Raw genomic sequence first — 23,684 nt, forward strand, 5'->3', positions numbered from 1 at the left:
GGCATTGCAGATGTCCGCAGACTAGCCTTAAACGAAGAGGTAATGAAGGTTGCTGCTACAAATGGCTACAAAAAAGCTACACAGCGCCGACAAAATCCGCCATCACCGCTACATCGCGCCTTGTGCTGAATCCGTGTAGGAGCTGCCGCAGGCTGCGATCTTTTGACCTTGGTTTTTTACAATCAACAACAGGATCAAAAGATCGCAGCCTGCGGCAGCTCCTACATGAGCGGTGAGGTGGGAAACGCGCAAAAAAACGCCCCGAACCAGTCGGGGCGTTTTTCACGAGGATGCGGCCTCGGGTTTACAGCGGTTTAGCGAACACCGTCCTGACGCAGAGCGGCCGGAGTGAAGTCGCTGGTGGTGGCGGTGAAACCGAAGTCATACGCCTGTTTCTCTTCGTTCTTCATGCCCAGCGCCAGATAACGGCCAGACTGCAGGTCGTAGAGGGTTTCCAGGGCGTACCACGGCACTTGCTTGTCGTAGTAGTCCTCGGCATGCGCCTCGGCTACACGCCACAGCTGACCACGACCGTCGTAGTGGTCGATCACCGCCGCTTGCCAGGTGTCTTCATCGATATAGAAGTCGCGCTTGGCATAGATGTGGCGCTGACCTTCCTTCAGGGTTGCAACCACGTGCCAGACGCGACGCAGCTCGTAGCGCGCCAGGTCCTGGTTAATGTGGCCGGCCTTGATGATGTCGGTGTACTTCAGTTTCGGATCGTCGAGCTTGTAGCTGTCCGAAGCGATGTACATCTCTTTCTTGCCTTCGAGTTTCCAGTCGTAACGATCCGGTGCACCGTTGAACATATCGAGGTTGTCGGAGGTACGCAGGCCATCCGCCGCAGTACCCGGGCCGTCATAGGACACTTGTGGCGCACGGCGCACACGACGCTGACCGGCGTTGTAGACCCACGCCGAACGCGGTTCCTTCACTTGGTCGAGGGTCTCGTGCACCAGCAGCACGCCACCGGCCAGACGTGCCGGCGCAGTCACTTTCTGTTTGAAGTAGAACAGGATGTTGCCCGGATTTTTCGGGTCGTAGTCCTTCATCTTGTCGCGGAACACGAACTGATCCTGGAAGTACACCAGGCTGAACGAGCCGTTCGGCTGTGGCGTCGCCTGGGTCACCAGACGGGTCACGCTGCCGCCGCGATAGCGGGTGATGTGGTTCCAGATGACTTCCACACCGCTTTTTGGAATCGGGAACGGTACAGCGGTTTCGAAGTTTTCCAGACCGTTGCCGCCGGACACCAGATTGGTGGTGGTGGCGTTTTTCTTGATGGCGGCGAACACGTCATCCGGCACGGTCGCACCGCGATGGGACGGGTAAACCGGCATTTTGAAGGTGTCCGGATAACGCTTGAACATCGCGTACTGGCCCGGTGCAAGTTTGTCCTTGTACTTGTCGACGTCCTTGGCGGTGATGATGAACAGCGGCTTTTCACTGGCGTACGGGTCAGACAGGAAACCCTTGCTGTCGACGGTGCCGGCATTCTTCGGCAGTGGTTTCCACGCCGGGATCGAACCGTCGGCGTTACCAGCCATTTCAGCGCCCATCGGGGTCAGGCTCTTGCCCAACTTGTCGGCTTCAGCAGCAGGCACAGCGGCCATGACACCGGTCGCCAACAGCGACAGACCCAGAACACCGGCGTGGAACAGACTCTTTGTTATTTTCATATGTGTGTTCGTCCTGAAATGCAGTGCTTAGAAGTTCACGCCGAAGCTGAGCGCAACGAAGTCGCGGTCATCCACGGTGGTGTACTTGCCGTCGAAGAAGTTGGTGTAAGCCAGGCTCGCGGTGTAGGTGTTCTGGTATTCAGCGTCGACACCGAGGCTGACCGCTTTGCGACCTTCCTCGAAGTTGCCGCCAGGGCCTGGCGAGTAACCGCTGACGTCGTGGGACCAGGCCACGTTCGGCTTGAGGTTGACGCCGGCGAAGACGTCGTTGTATTCCCAGATGGCGCGACCGCGGTAGCCCCACGACACTGATGTGGTGAAGCCGTCATTGTCGCAATTGCGGCTGCGGTTGTTCTGCGGCGACCCAGGCCCTGCACCGTTGATGGTGCTGGCGTTGAGAATGTTGGCGCAGGTATTGATACCGCCAGTGGCTGGCAACTCACCCGGGCCAAACACCGGATCGCGGCCATAACGCATGTCGGAACGGCTTTCCAGGCCGCCGACATAAGTCGCGCCGACTTCGCCAACCAGGGTCAGACGGCTGGCGCCCATGACCTGATCGAAGAAGTGCGTGAACGTTGTCTGGATCTGGGTGATTTCCTTGCGCTCGTAACCATGCAGGTCCTGACCCGGCACACCGTTGAGTATCGAAGCGTTGGTCAGTGCACCCCCGAGCGGACGTACACCGGCGAACAGAATGTCGGTGGAGTTCAGTTGCACCGGCGCGTTCGGACGGTAGCTGATCTCACCGCTCCACGCCGTACCGGTAGGCAGGGTGGTGGAGAAGCTCAAGCCGTAGAGGCGGATGTCTTCAGGGTATTCAATGAAGTATTGCGAGTTACCCGCGACCAGCAGGGGGCCAAGTGCCGCAAAAGGCCCCGGCAGCGCGCGCGCCGTGTTGTAGACCGATTGCGGCGCACCGGTGGCGCTGAAGATCGGCGCACGGCTGTGGTAGTTCATGAAGTAGGCACCGAACTCGGTGTCCAGCGGTTCGTACATGTACTTGAAGGACGCGCCCCACTGGCCGCTGTCACGGGCATCACGGTCGCCGCCACGGCGCACCAGAACACCTTCTTCGTTGACGTTGACACCGTTGGCAGCCAATGGCCCCAGAGCAACGGCCGGAATTTGCGAACGTTTGTTCAGCACACGCAGGTTGTCGTTGCAACCGTCGGCAACGATGTCCGGCTGCGAGAAGAACGTACCGCAGTTGTCGACAACCGTCTGGTCCCATTCCAGCTGATAGAACGCTTCGGCCGAGAGGTTTTCGGTCAGGCTCTGCGACACGTAGAACATGTTGACCGGAATCAGACCTTCCTTGATCTCGGCACCCGGACGGCGGAACGCGGAGACGTCGATCGGGTTGATCGAGTTGATGCCGCCGCCGATGAAAGTACTTTCACCCCAGCTCACTACTTGCTTGCCGAGACGCACGGAGCCCGGCTCATCGGCAACCGAATAGTTGTGATACACGAAGGCGTCGAGGATCTGCCCGCCGGACGACTTGGCGCCTTCCTTGCGGTTGTTGTCGCTGATGTCCTTGAACGGACGGCTTTCGTCCTTGAGTTCAAAGTCGTACCAGTATTTGCCACGCACGAACACGCCGGTGTCGCCGTATTTCAATTCAAGGTCGTGGATACCCTTGAAGATCTTCGAGAAGGTTTCGCCGCTTTTGAAGTTCAGGTGGCCGTCGTCGGAAGTCTGCGAGAGGCCGTGACCACCATTGTTGACGCCGATGAGGTTCTTGTTCGGTTGCTGAGTAGACCAACTGGCACCGATCGACAGGGACGAGTCGAACTGGCCTTCGATTTCACCGACGTTGAAATTGACGCCGAATGCGGGCCCGGCGAGCGAAGAGGCAATGCTGACCGCCAGAGGCAGTTTCGCCCGGCGCCAGAACTGGTTTACTGAGGTCATCGACGCTACTCCATGTGCATTATTGTTATGGCAGTGAGTACTTTTAAAAACGCTGTGGAGGGACCGGGCGCCAGGGCTGCCCGAAATCACGCCAAAGTTGCTCGCCCCGTTTAGTGCGTGTGCTCCGTTCTTAAAAATCCTTGAGCGGACTATAGCCAGCAGGTAGTACTGCTTGATCCCTCTAAAGTGTGATTTGCAGCTGCCGGCCACTCTGGAACAGTCCTTTCGCCAGTCCGACACATGTCGGCACGGCAAGGATGGCTGAATTTTTCGATTTCACAAGGCAAGCGCTTGCTTGGTGGGTCTGGCGCGCCGTTTTCGGCGCGCCAGCAGACACTTAAAGTGTCGAGAGGAAGGTGCTGTTGTTGGCCTGCCATTCGGTGATGTCGAGGCGGATGCGCTTCTTGTCGAGTTTACCGACACTGGTCTTGGGAATTTCAGTAACAAGGGCGATCTGGCTTGGAATCGCCCACTTGCTCAGGTGCCCCAATTCCACGAATGGCTTGAGGTGCTCCTTAAGCTCGCGCGCCCCGATCACGTGCCCTTCACGGATGACCAGCAAGGCAAACGGGCGCTCGCCCCACTGCGGATCGGCGATGCCGACCACTGCTACTTCGCGTACCGCGACGTGGCGGCTGATCAGGTCTTCGAGGTCCAGCGAGGAAATCCACTCGCCACCGGTCTTGATCACGTCCTTGATGCGGTCGCGAATATCGATCACGCCCATGCTGTCGAGCGTGGCAACGTCACCGGTGTGCAGCCAGCCGCCGGCCCACAGCTCAGCACCCTTCTGCGGTTCGTTGAAATAGCCTTCGGTGAGCCAGGGTGCGCGCAGCACCAGTTCGCCCTGGGTTTCGCCGTCGGCCGGAAGGAAGTTGCCCTCGGCGTCGACGATCGCCGCTTCCACCAGCGGCCCCGGCACACCGGCCTTGATCCGGTAGGTGGTGCGTTCGTCCTCGCTGCCGGCCATCAGCTCATCATTGAGATGCGCACAGGACACCAGCGGCCCGGTTTCCGACATGCCATAGGCGGCGGTGAGTTGAATGCCGCGCGTCTTGGCAGTTTCGTACAGCGTGCGATTGAGTGCACTGCCACCGATGACGATTTTCCAGCCGCCGAAATCGGTGCCCTGCGCGCCTTTGGCGTTGAGCAGCATTTGCAGGATGGTCGGTACGCAGTGGGAGAACGTGACCTTTTCCTTGCGCCACAACTCGACGAGAAACTCTGGATCGTAGCGCCCCGGATAAACCTGCTTGAGCCCGAGCATGGTCGCCACGTACGGCAATCCCCAGGCATGCACATGGAACATCGGCGTGATCGGCATGTACACATCGTTGGTGCCGAGCAGGCGCACGCTGTCGATGGAGCCCATGATCGTCGACACGCCCATGGTGTGCAGCACCAGTTGCCGATGGGTGAAGTACACGCCTTTCGGGTTGCCGGTGGTACCGGTGGTATAGAACGTGGTGGCGACCGAGTTTTCGTCGAAGTCCTGGAAGTCGTACTGCGGACTGGCGGCGGCCAGCAGTTGCTCATACTCGCCGACCAGATTCGGCAGGTCGGCAGTCTTCTCCGGCAGATCCGTCAGCAGCAGGGTTTTCTCGACAGTGGTCAGATGTGGTGCAATCGCTTGATACAGCCCGACGAACTCACTATTGACCAGCACAAAGCGGTCTTCGGCGTGGTTCATGGTGTAGAGAATCTGCTCGGGCGACAGGCGCACGTTGATCGTGTGAATCACCGCGCCGATCATCGGAATGGCAAACATGCATTCCAGGTAACGATGGCTGTCCCAGTCCATCACCGCCACCGTGTCACCGGCCTTGACGCCGGCAGCCGTCAGCACGTTGGCCAGCCGCGCAACGCGCTCGATCAGGGTCGGATAGCTGTAGCGCAACTGGTCACGGTAGACAATCTCGCGGGTTTTCTCGTAACGGGCGCCGGACATCAGCAGCCGCTTGATCAGCAATGGATACTGGTAGGCCCCATCGGCCGGGGGAATGACGCGAGTCTGCAACATATGAATCCCTTTTCTGGCTGCACGGTGTTGGCGTAAAGATTTGTACTGTAGAACCCTTATACGCCAGCCAAATCAGCCAAAGGAATGATTTGCAAAGCCGTACAAATGCTAGCTTTGCGCCAGCATTTGCAATCGCAGGACGAGCCTCAACTCCCTGAGCAAGTGCATCGCACTCGTGTAGGAGCTGCCGAAGGCTGCGATCCTTTGATCCTGTTTTTAACGACCAAGATCAACAGATCGCAGCCTGCGGCAGCTCCTACAGGGAAGATCAGTGCATTTCGGTGAAGGCGATTTTCACGCCGAGAGCGATCAACACCGCGCCCATGGTGCGATCGAACCAGTGACCCATGCGAGCAAAACCGGCGCGGACACGTTGCTGGCTGAACAGCATCGCCACCAGGCAGAACCAGATCGCGGTCGCCACGGCGAGGTAAACGCCATAACCGGCCTGCACCGCCAGTGGCGTGTGCGGGTTGATCACTACGGTGAACAGCGACAGGAAAAACAGCGTGGCTTTCGGGTTCAAGCCATTGGTCACGAAACCCGACGTGAACGCGCCGCGCGCCGTACGTACACCCGCTTCCTTGTGCAGATCATCCGTCACGGTTTTCGCCGGTTGCGCGCGCAGGGCTTTGAAGCCGATGTACAACAAGTAAGCGGCAGCCGCCCACTTCAACGCGTTGAACAACACAATCGACTGCGACACGATCAGGCCGATACCGAGCAGCGAATAACCGACATGCAGGAAAATCGCCGTGCCCACGCCCAGTGCCGTCCAGGTGCCAGCGCGGCGACCATGGGTCACGCTCTCGCGCACCACCACGGCAAAGTCCGGGCCGGGGCTGGCGACGGCCAGCAAGTGGATCAGTGCAACGGTCAAGAACTCGGTCCAGTACATGGGCGCTCCTTTCAATAGAGTCAAAACAATTGTGGCGAGGGGGCTTGCCCCCGTTCGGCTGCGCAGCAGTCGTAAAATCATCGCCAGCGCTCTGCCTGATGCATCCAGACAGTAATTTCGGGGCCGCTTCGCGACCCAACGGGGGCAAGCCCCCTCGCCACAGGGTTATCCGTTCGCATAAGACTTTCGTGCGTTGCGTAACGATTTGTTTCATCTGGTAGGCTCGGCAGATTACGCCCTACGCTCAAAGCCTAAAAGGTACAGTTGATGACGAACACGCGCCGCGCGGTATTCCTTGACCACCCTTCACTGGATCTTGGCGATCTGGATCTCAGTCCCTTGCGTGAATGTTTCAGCGATCTGCAACTGTACGCCCAGACCTTGCCCGAACAAGTGGCCGAGCGCCTGCAAGGTGCGACCGTGGCAATCTCCAACAAGATCCTGATCGACGCCGCCGCCATGGCTGCCAACCCCGATCTGAAACTGATCCTGATCACCGCCACCGGCACCAACAACGTCGACCTCGCCGCCGCCCGCGCCCACGGCATCACCGTGTGCAATTGCCAGGGTTACGGCACACCGTCGGTGGCACAACATACGATCATGCTGCTGCTCAACCTCGCCACACACCTGGCCGATTATCAGCAAGCCGTAGGCGAAGGTCGCTGGCAGCAGGCGAAACAGTTTTGTCTGCTCGACTACCCGATTGTCGAACTGGAAGGTAAAACCCTCGGTCTGCTCGGCCACGGTGAACTCGGTGGTGCCGTAGGGCGACTGGCCGAAGCGTTCGGCATGCGTGTGCTGCTCGGACAAATTCCGGGCCGCCCTGCCCGCCCGGATCGTCTGCCACTGAACGAACTGCTGCCGCAAATCGACGCGCTCACCCTGCACTGCCCGCTCAACGAGCACACCCGCCACTTCATCGGCGCACGCGAACTGGCGTCGATGAAACCCGGCGCTTTCGTGGTCAACACCGCGCGTGGCGGCTTGATCGATGAGCAGGCGCTGGCCGATGCCTTGCGCAGCGGTCATCTCGGCGGCGCGGCCACCGACGTGTTGAGTGTCGAGCCACCGACTCAAGGCAATCCGCTGCTGGCCGCCGACATTCCACGCCTGATCGTCACGCCGCACAACGCTTGGGGCAGTGTTGAAGCGCGGCAGCGCATCGTCGGCCAATTGACCGAAAACGCCGAGGCGTTCTTCAGCGGTAAGGCGCTGCGGGTCGTCAGTTGATAGACTGCGGCACTTTTTTTTGAGGAGCAGTTATGGATCCGCGCAGTGAAGTACTGCTTCGTCAGCCCGAATTATTCCAGGGTTCGTTGTTGCTGGCCGGTTTGCCCGCCGATGACTTGCTCGGGCGCCTGCCGAACGCGTTCGGCTGGTGCTGGCACGCTGGCGATCAAGCCGCGCTGGACGCCCGTTTCGAAGGCCGCAGCCATTTCGGCGTGAACGTCCCGGAACGCGAGTTTGATAGCGCCGTGGTGTTCCTGCCCAAATCCAAAGACCTGACCGATTACATCCTCAATGCCGTGGCCTCGCGCCTGGCCGGTCGCGAGGTGTTTCTGGTCGGTGAAAAACGCAGCGGCATCGAGGGCGCCTCCAAGCAGCTCAATCCGTTCGGCAAGCCACGCAAGCTCGACAGCGCGCGTCACTGCCAACTCTGGCAAGTGACCGTGGCCAACGCCCCTGAAGCAAAATCGCTGGAAAGCCTGGCGCAGACTTATGAGTTGCCACTGGCGGAAGGCCCGCTGAAAGTCATCAGCCTGCCGGGCGTGTTCAGCCACGGTCGCCTCGATCGCGGCAGCGCTCTGCTGCTGGAGCATCTGGACAAACTGCCAAGCGGCCATCTCCTCGACTTCGGTTGCGGCGCTGGCGTGTTGGGGGCTGCGGTCAAACGTCGCTATCCGCACAATCAGGTGACGCTGCTCGATGTCGATGCATTCGCCGCCGCCAGCAGCCGTCTGACGCTGGCTGCCAACGGTCTGGAAGCTGAAGTGCTGACCGGGGATGGGATCGACGCTGCGCCGATGGGTTTGAACGCGATTTTGAGCAACCCGCCGTTCCATGTCGGCGTGCACACCGACTATTTCGCTACCGAGAACTTGCTGCGAAAAGCAGCAAAACATCTGAAAAACGGCGGCGAACTGCGTTTGGTCGCGAACAGTTTCCTGAAGTATCAACCGCTGATCGAGGAGCATCTCGGCGTCTGCGCAATCAAGGCCGAAGGCAATGGTTTCCGCATCTACCGGGCCAAGCGCGGCTAAAACTTCTTTTAAAAAAGAGGCTTGCTCAATCGGTTTTGCGAAGGCAGAATCCGCTCCGTCCTAGGGGAGTAGTCTCCCACGAGCGCCATGCTCGTCCGGCATACGTCAACATACTTGATCCTCAGATCATGGCGTATGCGACCCAAGCGTCCGCAACAGACGGATCGCAGGGTTTGACAAGACCTATGACACGCACACCTTACCCGGGGCGGGAAGGCTGTACGTGTCATAGCCGTGTCGACCCGCCCCTTAGGAAATCCTGATGCTGGACTCGTTACTCGTTCCCACCGCAATCGTTGCCTTGGCCGAAATCGGCGACAAGACGCAACTGCTCGCGCTGATTCTCGCCGCTCGCTTTCGCAAACCCTGGCCGATCATTGCCGGTATTGTCGCCGCGACCCTGGCCAACCACGCAGCAGCCGGTGCGGTAGGCGCCTGGTTCGGCAGCTTCTTCTCGAATGCAACGCTGCACTGGATCCTCGCCGCGAGCTTCACGGCCACGGCGCTGTGGACGCTGGTGCCGGACAAAATGGACGACGATGAAACCAGTACCGCACGCAAGTTCGGGCCATTCCTGACCACGCTGATTGCGTTCTTCCTCGCCGAAATGGGGGACAAGACGCAGGTCGCGACGGTGATGCTCGCCGCGCAATACCCGGATCTGTGGCTGGTGATTCTCGGCACCACCGCAGGCATGTTGATCGCCAACGTACCAGTGGTTCTGGCGGGTAACTTTGCCGCAGACAAACTGCCGCTGACCCTGATCCGTCGCCTCGCGGCTTCGGCGTTCATGATTCTGGCAATCGTCGCGGTGTACAAAGCGATGCAGAGCAGTGGCTGGGTTTAACGGCGTCAGTCGATAGACAGCGTCATCGTTCTTCGCGAGCAAGCCCGCTCCCACAGGTTGAATGCATTTCAAGTGTGGGAGCGGGCTTGCTCGCGAAAGGGCCATCAGCCCCCCCCCAAATCCTCAGGATTTCGGGGCTTTTTCGTACAGCGGCATGACCTTCGGAATCGCCGCCTGCAACGAGGCAATACGGCTGGCCGATGCCGGGTGAGTGCTCATGAACTCTGGCGGTGAGCCTTCCGAAGCCTTGCTCATCTTGTTCCACAAGGTGATCGCCGCGTTCGGGTTGTAGCCGGCACGGGCCGCGAGTTCGAGGCCGATCAGGTCGGCTTCGTTTTCGTTGGCACGGCTGTTGGGCAAGGTCATGCCGTAGTTGGCCACGGTGTCGGCCAGCGCCAGACTGTCCTGACCCAGACCGAGCAACGCACCCGCGCCCTGCTTGGCCATTTCAATGCCGTAGGCCTTGGACATCGCTTCACGACCGTGCTCGCGCAGGGCGTGGGCGATTTCATGGCCCATGACGGCGGCGATTTCATCGTCGGTGAGCTTCAGGCTGTCGATCAGCCCGGTGTAGAAAATGATCTTGCCGCCAGGACCGCAGTTGGCGTTGAGTTCGTCGCTCTTGATCAGATTGACTTCCCACTTCCACTGCGCAGCATCCGGACGGAAGTTCGGTGCCTGGGCGATCAAACGGTCAGCAATTGCCTGAACGCGTTTGGCGTCACTGCTGGTCTTGTCCAGCACACCTTTGCTGGAGGCTTCGCCGACGGTCTTTTGATAGGACTGGGCATACATCTGGTCGACCTCTTGCGAGGACAGCATGCTGAACATGTACTGCTTGCGCTCCACACCCACGGCGCCGCCGCTTGTGGTGTTGACCGACTGACAACCGGCCAGCAACAGCGCCGCGCTCAGTGCACTTACAACCAATGTCTTGTTCATTCAAAAGCTCCCTGAAAACATGCCGCGTATCCTAGGCGGGTAATTGTATCGGCGCCAGATACAACAGACGTGCAGTAGCTACTTTCAGAAAACACCCGCCACATCTGTAGAAAAAAATTCACACACCCGCACAAGCCCTGTGCCACTGCGTCATGCAGCGATCCGTTTACGACATCCCCGCGCAATTGCCCCGCGCACCACTCATGGCGCAATGCCTGCTGCCGATACATCAGCGCAGACGTCCTCTCGCGTGCGGAGCTCCCATGAAGTTCAAGTCGATCCAGTTTTCCGTTGCCGCCCTCGCCGGCGCCATCGTCCTTAGCGTGGTGGCAGCGCTGGTGCTGTACGCGCTGTTTGCCGGCGCGCGCACGCAAGAGATGGTGCAGCAACGCACCCAGGCGCAGTTCGAGCAGGTCATCGAACAACGCCTGACTTCGCTGGCACAGACCCAGGTCAGCCAGATCCAGCGCGAACTCGAAGCGCCGCTGCTGATTGCCGGCGGACTGGTACGGGTCAACGCCCTGCTCGGCACGCCGGGCGCCGATGGCCAGCCGCGCCTGACCGTCAGCCGCGAGCAGTTGATCAGCCTGATCAAAGAGAACGTCGAAAAGAACCCGAAGATTCTCGGCACCTACATCGGCTGGGAAAAAAACGCGCTGGACCACAATGACGCGGCTTACGTCGGCACCAGCGTGGTCGGCATCGATGCCGCCAACGGGCGCTTTCTGCCGTGGTGGTTCCGCAATGACGACGGCACCCTCGGCCTGGACAAACTGGTCGACGTCGACGATCAGAAAACCCTGTCCACCGGCGTGCGCGCCAGCGAGTACTACCTGTGCTCGAAAGAGAGTAAAAAATCCTGCGTGATCGATCCGGCGCCGTACAAGGTCGGCGACAAGATCGTCATGCTCGCCTCCTTTATCGAACCGATCATGCTCAATGGCACGTTCCAGGGCATCGTCGGCGCAGACCTGTCGGTGAACTTCATTCAGGAAATGCTCCTCGCAGCCAACCAGAAACTCTACAGCGGCGCCGGGCAGATGGCCCTGATCGGCGGCAATGGCCGGATCGTTGCCTACACCAAGGACCCGAGCAAATTCGGCGAGAAAGTCAGCGACATTCTCGACGCTGAACAGACGGCCAACATGGCCAATCTTAAACGCGGCGAAGTCACTTACTCGGTCAACAAGGACAAAGGCCGCATCGAGCTGTACCTGCCGTTCGGCATCGGCCAGACCGACGCGCGCTGGACGCTGATGCTGCAATTGCCGCTCAACGCGGTGATGGCCGATCTGCAAGAACTGCAGGGTGATCTCGATGCCCAGCGCAAATCCGACACCTTCGGCATGGCCATGGTCGGTCTGCTCATCGCCGGCATTGGTTTGCTGGTGATCTGGCTGGTCGGCCACGGCATTGCCCGGCCGCTGAAGCAGATGGTCGCGATGCTCAATGACATCGCTCAAGGTGAGGGTGATCTGACCCGCCGCCTGAGCAGTGATCGCAGCGATGAACTGGGCTCGATCGCCAAGGGCTTCAACACCTTTCTCGCCAAGTTGCAGGCGATGATCACGCAGGTGGTGACGTCGGTGCAGAGCGTCAGCGATTCTTCGGAACACACTGCCGACATCGCCATTCGCACCAACATTGGCATCCAGAAACAAATGGCCGAGATCGATCAGGTCGCCACAGCGGTGCAGGAAATGACCGCCACCGCCCAGGACGTTGCGCGCAATGCGACGCAGGCGGCGCAAGCGGCCAGCCATGCCGATCAGGCGGCCAGTCAGGGCATGCAGATCGTCCGCGATACGTCGAACTCGATCGGCGTACTCGCGCTGGAAATCGGCAAGGCTGTGGGTGTGGTGCAGACGCTGGCCAAGGACAGCGAGAACATCAACGCGATCCTCACAGCGATTCGCGGGATTGCCGAGCAGACCAACCTGCTGGCGCTGAACGCCGCGATTGAAGCGGCCCGCGCGGGCGAGCAGGGTCGTGGTTTTGCCGTGGTGGCGGACGAGGTGCGCAATCTGGCACAGAAGACCCAGAAGGCTACCGAAGAAATCCAGACCATGATCCAGCAACTGCAACAGGGCACGCGCGACGTGGTGCGGGTCATGGAAGACAGTCAGAACCGTACCGACGAAAGCGTGCAGCACGCGGCGAAAGCGGCCGAGGCGCTGGAGACGATTACCCAGGCGGTGTCGGTGATCAACGACATGAACACGCAGATTGCCAGTGCGGCGGAGGAGCAGAGTGCGGTGGCCGATGACATTAACCGCAACGTGATCAACATTGGTCAGGTGGCGAACGAAGTGGCGGGCGGTGCGGATGAGTCGAGCTCGGCGAGTGCCGATTTGACCAAGTTGGCGGAGCAGCAGCGGCGGTTGATCAATCAGTTCAAGGTCTGAAAAGCGAAAAGCCCCTCACCCTAACCCTCTCCCATAGGGAGAGGGGACTGATTGGGGGATGCTTAAGGAATACGCCGACCTGAACGTTTTGCCTTGAATCCATAATCGACTCGATTTCTCAGGTCGATGGATAGGGCAAGACGGCTCGGTCAGTCCCCTCTCCCTACGGGCGGTCCGACGTTTCGGGAGGGCTAGGGTGAGGGTTTTTTGATCTGCAGGCTTTAACCCGGGGTCAGGCACTCGGGGCCATTGAGCTTCGGATCATTGATCAGGTTCGCCAGCACTCGCTCACGCAATGCGACCGGTTCGCTGGCGAGCAAGCCTTGCAGCACATGCAACGGTGTCTCCGGATCAAGCCATGCCGCCTGCCCTGCCTCATCAAGAATCAACGGCCGGCGCTGACTCGACGCCGCCTGCGTGATCACCGCCGTACTCAACCAGACCTGCTCCTGCACCGGATAAGCCTCCCAGATCGCCGCGAAGAACAGCGATGAGCCCTCCCCCGGCGTCAACCAGAACGGGCGCTTGCGCTGGGTTCCGCGCCATTCGTAAAAACCATTCGCCGGTAGCAGGCAGCGACGCTGACGCAGCGCCTCACGGAACATCGGCTGCTCGGCCACGGTTTCCGCGCGGGCATGCGCCGGGGTTTTCGACAGATCGGTCAGCCACGGCGGCGTCAGCCCCCAACGGGCGCGGGCCAGCGTGCGTTCACCGGCTTCACCGGCACGCAGCATCAACACCGAATCATTGGGGGAAATGTTCCACTGCGCCTGTTGATCGGCGGGAAAACCTGGCAGGGCCGCGAAATCGCGGTTCCAGCGAAACAGGGCATAACGTCCACACATGGGGCAACACGACTCTGAAGTAAAACGAAGCTCAGCCTAACAGACCAGCGTCCCCGGAAAGCTCTCCGGTTCATCGCCGGGCAGCGGCAGCGCGGCATTGTACGCGGTGATCAACTCGCGGGCGTACTCGGCCTGGTCATTCTCGACCGACAAGCCCAACAGGCCGAAGATCGGCAGCTCACCGGTACCGCCAAGCAAATCGCGGCCCACCAGGTGCGCCTCGATACCTTCGCTGGCGAGCATGCCCTTGAGCATTTCGCCTTCCATCAGGTTTTCCGGATCGTAGATTCGCTGCATGGGCGCGCCTCACTCGTTTTCGCTGAAGACTTCCAGAAACCAATCCTCGCCATGGACCTGCAAGACGAACGTGATCGGCCGACAACACACCTGACAATCTTCGATATAGGTCTGATCGCCACCGGACAGGTCCACTGACGTCTCGACCATTTCCCCACAATAAGGACATTCGTATTCAGCAGGTTCCAGCATCGCGGTCTCCCAAGTGACTTGTGCGTATAATCGCCGGTCTATTTGCAGGGCTATTTTTGTCTGGCTACCTTTTTCAGACCGTGCCCCGTTGGTTTTCGATCAAAACCTTTACTTACCCTAGCCGTTTCCAACAAGAGAGCATGATGGGCGAATTCGATGCCATCCGACCTTACGACGACAGCGAAGTACCTGTGGTACTGGCAAGACTGCTCGCCGACAAGGCGTTTCTAGATATCCTCACCCACTTCCGCTTCCCGCGTTTTGCCGGAGCCTTCGGCTGGATGCTCAAACCACTTATAGCCCATCGGCTGCGTCGTGAGTTCGCCGACGTGACCTCAGTGGCGACGTTGCAGGACAAGGTCGAGTCCTACGTCGACCACACCATCGAGCGCGCCACCGACGGCGTGACCTACACCGGTGTCGAGCAATTCAAGTCGGGCAGCGCCTATCTGTTCATCGCCAACCACCGCGACATCGTCATGGACCCGGCCTTCGTCAACTACGCCGTGTACCACGCCGGCCTGCCGACGCCGCGCATCGCGATCGGCGACAACCTGCTGCAAAAGCCGTTTGTCAGCGATCTGATGCGCTTGAACAAGAGTTTCATCGTTCACCGCTCGATCACCGGCCGCCGCGAAAAAATGGCCGCGTATCAGCTGCTGTCGGCGTACATCAACCACTCGATCCGCAACGATTGCGCGTCGATCTGGATCGCTCAGGCCGAAGGCCGCGCGAAGGACGGCGACGACCGCACCGAGTCGGCGATCCTCAAGATGTTCCACATGAGCCGCAAGGACGAGCCGTTCGGCGAAGTCATTCGTTCGCTGAACGTTACCCCGGTGTCGATCAGCTACGAATACGACCCGTGCGACCAGGCCAAGGCCCGCGAGCTGTACATCCGCGCCACCACCGGCACTTACGCGAAAGCGCCGGGCGAGGATGACGTGAGCATTGCCAAGGGCATCACCGGCTACAAGGGCCGCGTGCACGTCAACTTCGCCGCGCCGATCAGCGAGCTGTTCGAGGACACCAAGCAATTGGCGGTCGAGATGGACAAGCAGATTCTGGGCGGTTACCGGTTATTCCCGGTGCATTACCTGGCGTACGCACAGTGGGCCGATGCGGATGCGCAATTGAATGTACCGAAGGCTGCCGAGGTGTTTGCGGCGGATGAGCTGGCCAAGGCGCAGGAAGAGTGGCAGAGCCGGCTGGACGCGTGCCCGGTAGAGCATCGTCCGTATCTGGTCCTGCAATATGCGACGCCGGTGCGCAATCAATACCGGGTGAAGGCTGGGTTGCCGCTGTAAATTTTCAGAGCAAGATCAAAAGATCGCAGCCTGCGGCAGCTCCTACAGTGGATTCATGCAGGAGCTGCCGAAGGCTGCGATCTTTTGCTTTTAGTAACGCGTGCTGATCCACGAGACGATCAGGGCCAGAGCCAGGCAGGCAAACCCGAATCGATAGAAAAACCGGTTCATGCGCAACGTCGCCCAATCGAGGATCGGCTCGGCATTCGGTTGCGCTTGGCGCTGTGCGGCGATACTGGCCATCGCCCGCTGTTCACGGCGGCGGGTTGCGTGCAGCAGCCAACTGCCGGGAAACGCCAACAGCAGCGCCAGCAGGTTGATCAATTTGGCGGGATGGGCGGTAAACAGCGTCATCAAGTGCAGCGACATCACAGACCTCTATCTAAACCGGTGTGGCAGGCGCCAGACCGACGACCGCGGCGCGGATTCTACCGAAACCTGACTGCCCTGCCCCAGCCTTTGCGAAAAATTACCTGACAATCGACCGATGGCTGCCCTGTGTCACGGCTTCGTCATGTGGATGCAGCACCATGCGCGCCTCGAAACGCACATGGAACGCGACATGCTTCACGCTGAAAACCAGGATCGCCTGTACCTCATCACCCCTTACGACGAACAGCAAAGCCTCGTCGGCAGCCTCGCCTTCAATGTTCAGGATCGCCACTGGCTGGTGTATTGCGCCCTCGGCGGGCATCAACATGCCGATTTGCCCGAGACCGACCTGCTGACCGGCGTCAGCGTGCTCGACTTCTACTCCCAGGCCGCCTGAGTCAAGAGCCCCTCACCCTAGCCCTCTCCCAGAGGGAGAGGGGACTGACCGAGCTGTTTGGTCGAGGTGCATCGACCTGAAAGTCCGAGGTGAATGTATATCTCAAGAACAACTCAAATCGACCTGAACCCCCGAGATGAATGCAGTTCTCAAGAACAACACCGATCGGCTCCCTTCCCCCTCGCCCCCTTGGGGAGAGGGCTGGGGTGAGGGGGTGCGATTTCATGCCCCATAAAAAAGCCCGGAACCATCACTGGCCCCAGGCTTTTTTGCATCTGCCGACAGCCTACTCGGCGAGAACCTGACCCACAGTCGGATCCTTGAACAGACGCGTCAACGCATCACTCAACACGTCGCTCACCAGTTTGGTATTGGTTTCCTGGTTCGGCGCCATGCCGAAACGCTGGTCCAGCGACGCACCGTAACGGCCGCTGTAACGGCGGTTGGCGTTCTGCACGTCGGAGCGGAAGGTCGCGCCGATGGTCGCCTCGGTGACGTACATGCCTTCTTTCGGCGACTGGTACTTCAGCTCGGCGAGGGTCACGGTCAGCTGTGGCGCGTTCGGCGCATTGTTGGTCGGAGTGAAACCGAGCAGACGCACGGCGGCTTCAGCCTGCGCCTGCAACTTCGGCAGGATCTGCTCGCGCTGCACGGTGATGGCACTGGTTTCCGGGTACAGACCGCCACGGGTGCCGAGGGTTGGCGACGGACGACCGTCGACTACACGCACCACCACCGGCTGGCCACGACCGACCGGCGCCAGTTGGGTGGTCAACTTCGGCTCCGGACTCAGTTGTTGCGGGCTGTGGGCGCAGCCGGCCAGGGTCAAACCGGCCACAGTGATCAAACCGAACAACAGGCGTTGCAACATGCTCTTCTCTCCAGAATCAGGCACAAACAGGCCGGCAGTATAGCGGTGGGCCACTGCGGGTCACCAGCGTCACGCGGTGAATACTGCAATGTCTGACCCAGCCGCGTCAGGCCGGTTCCTGTCATGCATCCGTCACCCCACGGACATGTTCACGTCACGGCCTGCTGGCAACCTGAAAATCAGTCCTCCAACAAGGTACTCGCCATGCGTTATCTGATCTCGTTGTTTGCGCCACGCCCGCTGCATCGCAGCTTTGCCCTGCTCGACCGCGACGGCCATTGCCAGGCATTCAAGCAGTGCAGCCTGCAGCCAATGGGTGACGGCTGGGTGGAAATCGAAGAAATCCGCCTCAACTGGTTGCACCAGCCACTGCCCGCCAGCGCCCGCGTCATAGCGTCGCAGCCCCGCGCACGGGTGCAGGCGATGTTGAGCATCTGACCGGATGCCTAATAAAAGTCATTAAACACGAGCAACTGCCCGCATTTCTTCGATACAATCTCCCCCCGATTATAAGGACGTCTCCTGATCGGGCCCCGCAACAGCGTCAATGCGCTTGCATCGACATCAAAATCGCCCACAGAGAGCCGCCCACACAGATCGAGTGAAGTTGGCGCGCTTGCCTGTTCTTCCGGCAAAAACCCGCTTTTCGCGAATCTGCAGAGCTGTCATCAGGCTCGGCCACCGCGTTGTTTTGCCCTTGCGGGCACGGTGCCAGGCTCCGACAGCCCTTTTTGAGGTTCACGTCTTCAAAAGAGCGTGAAAAAAACGGGTTTTCACAACTTCACAAGAGTGTGGCGAGCAAATGAATAGTTTTGCGTCTGAACATGCACCATTAGCGTCTGAAACAGCCCAACGACACAGGACCGGGTATACCTCGAATATCGGAGCCTGAAGCCTGTCCGCTACGGATTTGGTTGCACAAAAACGGATGTCTCGACCATAAGTCGAATTGCCAGCTGCGTGCTGAAATGAGTTCATGGAGCTCTTGAAAGCCAAGCCGCATACATCCGTCGAAGTTGCGAAAAATTGCGAAGATTCGGACATGGCGAACCTGACCACGGATAGCCCGGACATCAATGACCTGTCCCGGAACGCCTGGCAGCCATGCCGACAATTTGGTGCTGCAGATTTTGGAGACGCGTTAAATGGCGCATAACGAAGCAGTCGACGTAGTACTGGTTGGGGCCGGCATCATGAGTGCCACCCTTGCCGTACTGCTCAAAGAGCTCGACCCCGCGATCAAGCTGGAAGTCGTCGAGCTGATGGATTCCGGTGCTGCGGAGAGTTCCAACCCGTGGAACAACGCCGGTACCGGTCACGCTGGCCTGTGCGAGTTGAACTACACGCCGCAAGCCGCCGATGGCACCGTCGACATCAAGAAAGCCGTGCACATCAACACCCAGTTCGAGGTGTCGAAGCAGTTCTGGTCGTACCTGACCAAGAAAGGCACGTTCGGCTCGTGCAAATCCTTCATCAGCCCGGTGCCGCACCTGAGTTTCGTCCAGGGCGACTCAGGCGTGTCCTTCCTCAAGGATCGCTTCGACGTGCTGCACAAGCATCACGCCTTCGCCGACATGGAATACACCGAAGACAAGGCCAAAATGGCCGAGTGGATGCCGCTGATGATGCCGGGCCGCTCGCCGGACGAAGTCCTCGCCGCGACCCGCGTGATGAACGGCACCGACGTCAACTTCGGCGCCCTGACCAATCAGTTGCTCAAGCACCTGACCAGCGCACCCGACACCCAGGTCAAATACTGCAAGCGCGTCACCGGCCTCAAGCGTAACGGCAACGGCTGGACCGTCAGCATCAAGGACGTCAACAGCGGCAGCACTCGTGAAGTCGACGCCAAGTTCGTCTTCCTCGGCGCGGGCGGCGCGGCGCTGCCGTTGTTGCAGGCTTCGGGTATCGAAGAAAGCAAAGGCTTCGGCGGCTTCCCGATCAGCGGCCAATGGCTGCGTTGCGACAACCCGGAAGTGGTCAAACTGCACCAGGCCAAGGTTTACAGCCAGGCCGCCGTGGGTTCGCCACCGATGTCGGTGCCGCACCTCGACACCCGCGTTGTCGACGGCAAGAAATCCCTGCTGTTCGGGCCATACGCCGGTTTCACCACCAAGTTCCTCAAGCACGGCTCCTTCATGGACCTGCCGCTGTCGGTTCGCGCCGGCAACATCGGGCCGATGCTGGCGGTGGCGAAAAACAACATGGACCTGACCAAATACCTGGTCAGCGAAGTGATGCAATCGATGGAGCAGCGTCTGGATTCCCTGCGCCGTTTCTACCCGGAGGCGAAAGCCGAAGACTGGCGCCTGGAAGTGGCCGGCCAACGGGTGCAGATCATCAAGAAAGATCCGAAAAAGGGCGGCATCCTGCAGTTCGGTACCGAACTGGTGTCGGCCAAGGACGGCTCCCTCGCCGCCCTGCTCGGTGCTTCGCCAGGCGCGTCGGTGACCGTTTCGATCATGCTGGAACTGATCGAGAAATGCTTCCCGGCCAAGGCCAAGGGCGAGTGGGCTGGCAAACTGGCGGAGATCTTCCCGGCCCGTGAAAAGGTTCTGGAAACCGATGCTGCGCTGTATCGCAAGATCAACACGCAGAACAACATCGCGCTGGAACTGGTTGAAGAAAGCAGCGAGACACCAAGCTACGCTTGATCACGCCGCATAAAAAACGCCCCGATCGGGGCGTTTTTTTATGTCTGTCAGAAGCAAAAGATCGCAGCCTTCGGCAGCTCCTACACGGTCATGTAGGAGCTGCCGAAGGCTGCGATCTTTTCATCTTAATCGCGGGACTTTGCGATCAGCTCGATGTATTCCGGGGCATTGCGCTGATCGGCGATCAGCTCAACGAAAGTCTTGCCCTGCTCGTCCTTGCCATCAACGTCATAACCCGCCTCGACGAAGAAGCCCAGAAAGCGCTCGAAGTCATCGATGCGCAAGCCACGGTAAGCCTTGATCAGTTTGTGCAGCGACGGCGAAGTGGCGTCGACCGGCTCAAAATCGAGGAACAGCTTGATCTGCTCATCGCCGATCTCGTCACCAATCACTTGTTTCTTATCTTTACGCATTGCCGACTCCAGCTCGCAGACATGACACGGGGCGGGCAGTTTACCCCTGCCCGACGGCCAGGCTCAACGCGAACGCGTGCTGCCGGTGTGCAAATCGGCCCAGATGTGGCCGTTGGCGTAACTGAGGAACTGCACATACACGCTGTCGTTGCGCAGCAAGTCGATGACCACGCGGTATTGGGCCAGTGGATAAAACAGCGTCAGGGTTTTGCTCTTGTCGTCGTAAATCGGCTTTTTCAGGCTTTTGCTTTCGCCGTCAAAATTGACCAGTACTTGAGTAATCGTCGCGCCTTTGTTCAGGGACTTGCCCTTGAGGCGGATCATCAGCGGTGAGGTAACCGGGATCGGTTGCTGATTGGACTGGCGTTGCGCGCCCACCACTACGCAATAGTCGGTGACTTGCAGCAGTTGCTGCTGCTCAGGCTCGGCATCGCGCAGGGTCAGATCGTCCGGCGGCAGGAACTGGCTGTGCATCGGCGCGGCAAAAAGCGGCAGGCTGAAGGTCAGCAACAACGCGGCGAAACTGCGGATCAAGAGGCGCATGACAGGCTCCGGAGGGCGGGGCCGAGCACTCTAGCATGGGATTAAAAGCAAAAGATCGCAGCGTTCCGCAGCTCCTACAGGGTGTACATCAATCCCATGTAGGAGCTGCCGAAGGCTGCGATCTTTTGATCTTGCTTACATGCCTTTAACGGCAAAAATCCCGTTGGCGTTGCGCCAGTAGCCTTTGTAATCCATGCCGTAACCGAAGATGTAACGGTCGATGCACGGCAGGCCGACGAAATCGGCTTTCAGGTCAGGACGCGCCTTGCGGTCGTGATCCTTATCGATCAGCACGGCGGTGTGCACTTTGCGCGCGCCAGCGTGTTTGCAGAAGTCGATGATCGCGCCGAGGGTGTGACCTTCATCGAGGATGTCGTCGATGATCAGCACGTCGCGGTCGATGAACGAGACTTCCGGCTTGGCTTTCCAGAACAGGTCGCCGCCGCTGGTTTCGTTACGATAACGGGTCGCGTGCAGGTAAGACGCTTCCAGCGGGAATTGCAGATGCGTCAGCAGCTTGCCGGAGAAGATCAGGCCGCCGTTCATCACGCAGAACACCACCGGGTTGCTGTCAGCCAGTTGTTCGTTGATTTGTGCACCGACGCGGGCGATGGCGGCCTCGACTTCAGATTCGGTGTACAGGCAGTCAGCCTCTCGCATGATTTGACGGATATGCTCGAGATCAGCGGACATGGCGCTCTCCAGGGGGTTCGATTTCGGAAAAGCGGGCAAAGGTACGCATCCCGCGAGGTCGAATCAAGCATTTGTGGACTAACGTACAGAATGTCCTATAGGACATCACCCTCGGATAGATTAATCTAGGCCGGTTTTTTTGCCCGCCGCCGGAGTTTTTTCATGCCCATCCTCGAGATCCGCCATCCGCTGATCCGCCATAAACTCGGCCTGATGCGCCGCGCTGACATCAGCACCAAGAATTTCCGTGAGCTCGCTCAGGAAGTCGGCGCCCTGTTGACCTACGAAGCTACAAAAGATTTGCCGCTGGAATCCTACGATATTGAAGGCTGGTGCGGCACCGTGTCGGTCGAGAAGATCGCCGGCAAGAAGATCACCGTCGTGCCGATCCTGCGCGCCGGCATCGGCATGCTCGAAGGCGTGTTGAGCCTGATCCCGGGTGCCAAGGTTTCCGCTGTGGGTGTCGCCCGCAATGAAGAAACCCTGCAAGCGCACACCTATCTGGAAAAACTGGTTCCGGAAATCGACGAACGGTTGGCGATGATCATCGACCCGATGCTCGCCACCGGCAGCTCGATGGTTGCGACCATTGACCTGCTGAAGAAAGCCGGTTGCAAGGACATCCGCGCGATGGTGCTGGTTGCCGCGCCGGAAGGCATTGCAGCAGTGGAAAAAGCTCACCCGGACGTGACCATCTACACCGCGTCCATCGATGAGCGCTTGAACGAGCACGGCTACATCATTCCTGGACTTGGCGACGCCGGTGACAAGATCTTCGGCACCAAGCAGAAGGACGCGTAACCATGCAGCAAGAGTTCAACGATCCGCTCTGGCGCACGGTGCTGTCCGGCGCCCAGATGCTGTTCGTGGCTTTCGGCGCTTTGGTGCTGATGCCGCTGATCACGGGCCTGGACCCGAACGTGGCACTGTTTACCGCAGGTCTTGGGACGATTCTGTTCCAGATCGTCACCGGCCGTCAGGTGCCGGTGTTCCTCGCGTCGAGCTTCGCTTTCATCACCCCGATCATTCTCGCCAAGGGCCAGTTCGGCCTCGCCGCGACGATGGGCGGTGTGATGGCGGCCGGTTTCGTCTACACCTTCTTAGGCCTTGCCGTGAAGATCAAAGGCACCGGTTTCATCGACCGTCTGCTGCCACCGGTGGTGATTGGTCCGGTGATCATTTCCATCGGCCTGGCCATGGCGCCGATTGCCGCGAACATGGCGATGGGCAAGGCTGGCGACGGTTCGGAATTGATCCACTACCAGACCGCCATGATGATCTCGATGCCGGCGCTGCTGACCACGTTGATCGTCGCGGTGTTCGGTAAAGGCATCTTCCGTCTGGTGCCGATCATCTCCGGTGTGCTGGTCGGTTTTGGTATGGCGTTCTATTTCGGCGTGGTCGACACCGCGAAGATTGCCGCTGCGCCATGGTTTGCGATTCCGCACTTCACCGCGCCGGAGTTCAACTGGCAGGCGATCCTGTTCATCGTTCCGGTGGCGCTGGCTCCGGCCATTGAGCACATCGGTGGCGTGATTGCCGTGGGGAGCGTGACCGGTCGTGATTACCTGAAGAAGCCGGGCCTGCATCGCACCCTGCTCGGTGACGGCATTGCCACCACCGCCGCCGGCCTGTTCGGCGGCCCGCCAAACACCACCTACGCCGAAGTGACTGGCGCAGTGATGCTGACCAAGAACTACAACCCGAAAATCATGACCTGGGCGGCGGTCTTCGCCATCACCCTGGCGTTCATCGGCAAGTTCGGCGCACTGCTGCAAAGCATTCCGGTGCCGGTGATGGGCGGGATTCTGTGCCTGTTGTTCGGTTCGATTGCGGCGGTGGGGATGAACACCCTGATCCGTCACAAGATCGATCTGGGCGAGGCGCGCAATCTGGTGATTGTCTCGGTGACATTGGTGTTCGGCATTGGCGGTGTGCTGGTCGGCACCGGCACTGGCCCTGACGACTTCGGCCTGAAAGGCATCGCGCTGTGTGCGGTGGTGGCGATTGCGCTGAACCTGATCCTGCCGGGCAATGACGGCTGGAAGAACAAGAAGGCGGATGAGCCGCTGATCTAAATTTTTAGATCCTTGTTGTCTGATAGAGAGCTTTCGCGAGCAAGCCCGCT

Annotated in this window: 23 protein-coding genes, 1 pseudogene and 1 riboswitch; of the genes and pseudogenes, 11 read left to right on the forward strand and 13 right to left on the reverse strand. The window is 59.6% G+C overall.

Annotated elements, in window-relative coordinates; translation table 11 throughout:
- Nucleotides 1-314: 314 nt before the first annotated feature.
- The 4 genes from C2E19_RS24575 to C2E19_RS24590 form a co-directional block, all read right to left on the reverse strand.
- Nucleotides 315-1,679: a DUF1329 domain-containing protein gene (locus C2E19_RS24575; RefSeq protein WP_129395453.1), complete on the reverse strand. Its 1,365-nt coding sequence runs from the start codon at nucleotides 1,677-1,679 to the stop codon at nucleotides 315-317.
- 27 nt (nucleotides 1,680-1,706) lie between these two features.
- On the reverse strand, nucleotides 1,707-3,596 hold the full coding sequence (locus C2E19_RS24580; protein ID WP_129395454.1) for a DUF1302 domain-containing protein: 1,890 nt from the start codon (nucleotides 3,594-3,596) through the stop codon (nucleotides 1,707-1,709).
- Nucleotides 3,597-3,933: 337 nt separating this feature from the next.
- Nucleotides 3,934-5,616 carry a fatty acid--CoA ligase gene (locus C2E19_RS24585; RefSeq protein WP_129395455.1) on the reverse strand — a complete coding sequence of 561 codons (1,683 nt, stop codon included), beginning with the start codon at nucleotides 5,614-5,616 and terminating at the stop codon, nucleotides 3,934-3,936.
- A 268-nt stretch (nucleotides 5,617-5,884) separates the two neighbouring features.
- Entirely contained in the window at nucleotides 5,885-6,514 is a 630-nt protein-coding gene (locus tag C2E19_RS24590; protein ID WP_129395456.1) for a LysE family translocator, read from the reverse strand.
- A gap of 267 nt (nucleotides 6,515-6,781) precedes the next feature.
- On the opposite strand from C2E19_RS24590, the gene C2E19_RS24600 reads away from it, so the two are divergent.
- From C2E19_RS24600 to C2E19_RS24610, 3 genes are all read left to right on the forward strand, one after another.
- On the forward strand, nucleotides 6,782-7,747 hold the full coding sequence (locus C2E19_RS24600) for a 2-hydroxyacid dehydrogenase (protein WP_129395458.1): 966 nt from the start codon (nucleotides 6,782-6,784) through the stop codon (nucleotides 7,745-7,747).
- 32 nt (nucleotides 7,748-7,779) lie between these two features.
- Complete coding sequence (locus C2E19_RS24605; protein ID WP_102901153.1) at nucleotides 7,780-8,778, forward strand: class I SAM-dependent methyltransferase; 999 nt, start codon at nucleotides 7,780-7,782, stop codon at nucleotides 8,776-8,778.
- Between the two features lie 51 nt (nucleotides 8,779-8,829).
- Nucleotides 8,830-8,952, forward strand: a riboswitch (yybP-ykoY riboswitch).
- Between the two features lie 88 nt (nucleotides 8,953-9,040).
- Nucleotides 9,041-9,625, forward strand: coding sequence for a TMEM165/GDT1 family protein (locus C2E19_RS24610; RefSeq protein ID WP_129395459.1), 585 nt, complete (start codon nucleotides 9,041-9,043; stop codon nucleotides 9,623-9,625).
- Between the two features lie 123 nt (nucleotides 9,626-9,748).
- On the opposite strand, the gene C2E19_RS24615 is transcribed toward C2E19_RS24610, so the two are convergent.
- Nucleotides 9,749-10,567 (reverse strand): M48 family metallopeptidase, encoded by an 819-nt coding sequence (locus C2E19_RS24615; protein WP_129395460.1) that lies wholly within the window; start codon nucleotides 10,565-10,567, stop codon nucleotides 9,749-9,751.
- Nucleotides 10,568-11,919: 1,352 nt separating this feature from the next.
- Here C2E19_RS24615 and C2E19_RS29490 point away from each other — a divergent pair.
- Both C2E19_RS29490 and C2E19_RS29495 read left to right on the forward strand, forming a co-directional pair.
- A pseudogene (locus C2E19_RS29490) lies at nucleotides 11,920-12,117 on the forward strand (HAMP domain-containing protein); the annotation flags it as partial.
- Nucleotides 12,118-12,228: 111 nt separating this feature from the next.
- Nucleotides 12,229-12,972: a methyl-accepting chemotaxis protein gene (locus C2E19_RS29495; RefSeq protein ID WP_372238490.1), complete on the forward strand. Its 744-nt coding sequence runs from the start codon at nucleotides 12,229-12,231 to the stop codon at nucleotides 12,970-12,972.
- A gap of 221 nt (nucleotides 12,973-13,193) precedes the next feature.
- Here C2E19_RS29495 and C2E19_RS24625 read toward each other — a convergent pair whose 3' ends face one another.
- The 3 genes from C2E19_RS24625 to C2E19_RS24635 are packed head-to-tail and all read right to left on the reverse strand — an operon-like array spanning nucleotide 13,194 to nucleotide 14,306.
- A complete protein-coding gene (locus tag C2E19_RS24625; RefSeq protein WP_129395462.1) occupies nucleotides 13,194-13,817 on the reverse strand; it encodes an SOS response-associated peptidase in 624 nt (207 codons plus the stop codon).
- Nucleotides 13,818-13,853: 36 nt separating this feature from the next.
- On the reverse strand, nucleotides 13,854-14,114 hold the full coding sequence (locus C2E19_RS24630; protein WP_129395463.1) for a putative signal transducing protein: 261 nt from the start codon (nucleotides 14,112-14,114) through the stop codon (nucleotides 13,854-13,856).
- Nucleotides 14,115-14,123: 9 nt separating this feature from the next.
- On the reverse strand, nucleotides 14,124-14,306 hold the full coding sequence (locus C2E19_RS24635) for a CPXCG motif-containing cysteine-rich protein (protein WP_129395464.1): 183 nt from the start codon (nucleotides 14,304-14,306) through the stop codon (nucleotides 14,124-14,126).
- A 143-nt stretch (nucleotides 14,307-14,449) separates the two neighbouring features.
- Here C2E19_RS24635 and C2E19_RS24640 point away from each other — a divergent pair, with 143 nt between their 5' ends.
- Complete coding sequence (locus C2E19_RS24640; RefSeq protein WP_174823951.1) at nucleotides 14,450-15,613, forward strand: 1-acyl-sn-glycerol-3-phosphate acyltransferase; 1,164 nt, start codon at nucleotides 14,450-14,452, stop codon at nucleotides 15,611-15,613.
- 90 nt (nucleotides 15,614-15,703) lie between these two features.
- Here C2E19_RS24640 and C2E19_RS24645 read toward each other — a convergent pair whose 3' ends face one another.
- Nucleotides 15,704-15,982 (reverse strand): hypothetical protein, encoded by a 279-nt coding sequence (locus C2E19_RS24645; RefSeq protein WP_034154337.1) that lies wholly within the window; start codon nucleotides 15,980-15,982, stop codon nucleotides 15,704-15,706.
- Nucleotides 15,983-16,175: 193 nt separating this feature from the next.
- On the opposite strand from C2E19_RS24645, the gene C2E19_RS24650 reads away from it, so the two are divergent.
- Complete coding sequence (locus tag C2E19_RS24650) at nucleotides 16,176-16,382, forward strand: hypothetical protein (protein WP_008083982.1); 207 nt, start codon at nucleotides 16,176-16,178, stop codon at nucleotides 16,380-16,382.
- Between the two features lie 286 nt (nucleotides 16,383-16,668).
- On the opposite strand, the gene C2E19_RS24655 is transcribed toward C2E19_RS24650, so the two are convergent.
- Complete coding sequence (locus C2E19_RS24655) at nucleotides 16,669-17,253, reverse strand: YajG family lipoprotein (RefSeq protein ID WP_034154336.1); 585 nt, start codon at nucleotides 17,251-17,253, stop codon at nucleotides 16,669-16,671.
- Between the two features lie 204 nt (nucleotides 17,254-17,457).
- Here C2E19_RS24655 and C2E19_RS24660 point away from each other — a divergent pair, with 204 nt between their 5' ends.
- Together C2E19_RS24660 and mqo are read left to right on the forward strand one after the other, a co-directional pair.
- On the forward strand, nucleotides 17,458-17,691 hold the full coding sequence (locus C2E19_RS24660; protein WP_129395466.1) for a hypothetical protein: 234 nt from the start codon (nucleotides 17,458-17,460) through the stop codon (nucleotides 17,689-17,691).
- Between the two features lie 707 nt (nucleotides 17,692-18,398).
- A complete protein-coding gene (gene mqo, locus C2E19_RS24665) occupies nucleotides 18,399-19,907 on the forward strand; it encodes a malate dehydrogenase (quinone) (protein ID WP_129395467.1) in 1,509 nt (502 codons plus the stop codon).
- Between the two features lie 125 nt (nucleotides 19,908-20,032).
- Here the strand turns inward: mqo and C2E19_RS24670 are convergent, their stop codons facing one another.
- The 3 genes from C2E19_RS24670 to C2E19_RS24680 form a co-directional block, all read right to left on the reverse strand.
- The gene (locus C2E19_RS24670; RefSeq protein ID WP_129395468.1) at nucleotides 20,033-20,320 is read right to left on the reverse strand and encodes a PA4642 family protein; all 288 of its coding nucleotides are present in this window, start codon (nucleotides 20,318-20,320) and stop codon (nucleotides 20,033-20,035) included.
- 63 nt (nucleotides 20,321-20,383) lie between these two features.
- Entirely contained in the window at nucleotides 20,384-20,863 is a 480-nt protein-coding gene (locus tag C2E19_RS24675) for a hypothetical protein (RefSeq protein WP_129395469.1), read from the reverse strand.
- 135 nt (nucleotides 20,864-20,998) lie between these two features.
- Entirely contained in the window at nucleotides 20,999-21,556 is a 558-nt protein-coding gene (locus C2E19_RS24680) for a hypoxanthine-guanine phosphoribosyltransferase (protein WP_016987197.1), read from the reverse strand.
- 162 nt (nucleotides 21,557-21,718) lie between these two features.
- Here C2E19_RS24680 and upp point away from each other — a divergent pair, with 162 nt between their 5' ends.
- Both upp and C2E19_RS24690 read left to right on the forward strand, forming a co-directional pair.
- Nucleotides 21,719-22,357 carry a uracil phosphoribosyltransferase gene (gene upp / locus C2E19_RS24685; RefSeq protein ID WP_129395470.1) on the forward strand — a complete coding sequence of 213 codons (639 nt, stop codon included), beginning with the start codon at nucleotides 21,719-21,721 and terminating at the stop codon, nucleotides 22,355-22,357.
- A gap of 2 nt (nucleotides 22,358-22,359) precedes the next feature.
- On the forward strand, nucleotides 22,360-23,634 hold the full coding sequence (locus tag C2E19_RS24690) for a uracil-xanthine permease family protein (protein ID WP_129395471.1): 1,275 nt from the start codon (nucleotides 22,360-22,362) through the stop codon (nucleotides 23,632-23,634).
- Nucleotides 23,635-23,684 lie beyond the last annotated feature (50 nt).

It is taken from the genome of Pseudomonas sp. DTU12.3, assembly GCF_004124275.1.
In the GTDB taxonomy this organism is placed as follows: Bacteria; Pseudomonadota; Gammaproteobacteria; order Pseudomonadales; family Pseudomonadaceae; genus Aquipseudomonas; species Aquipseudomonas helmanticensis.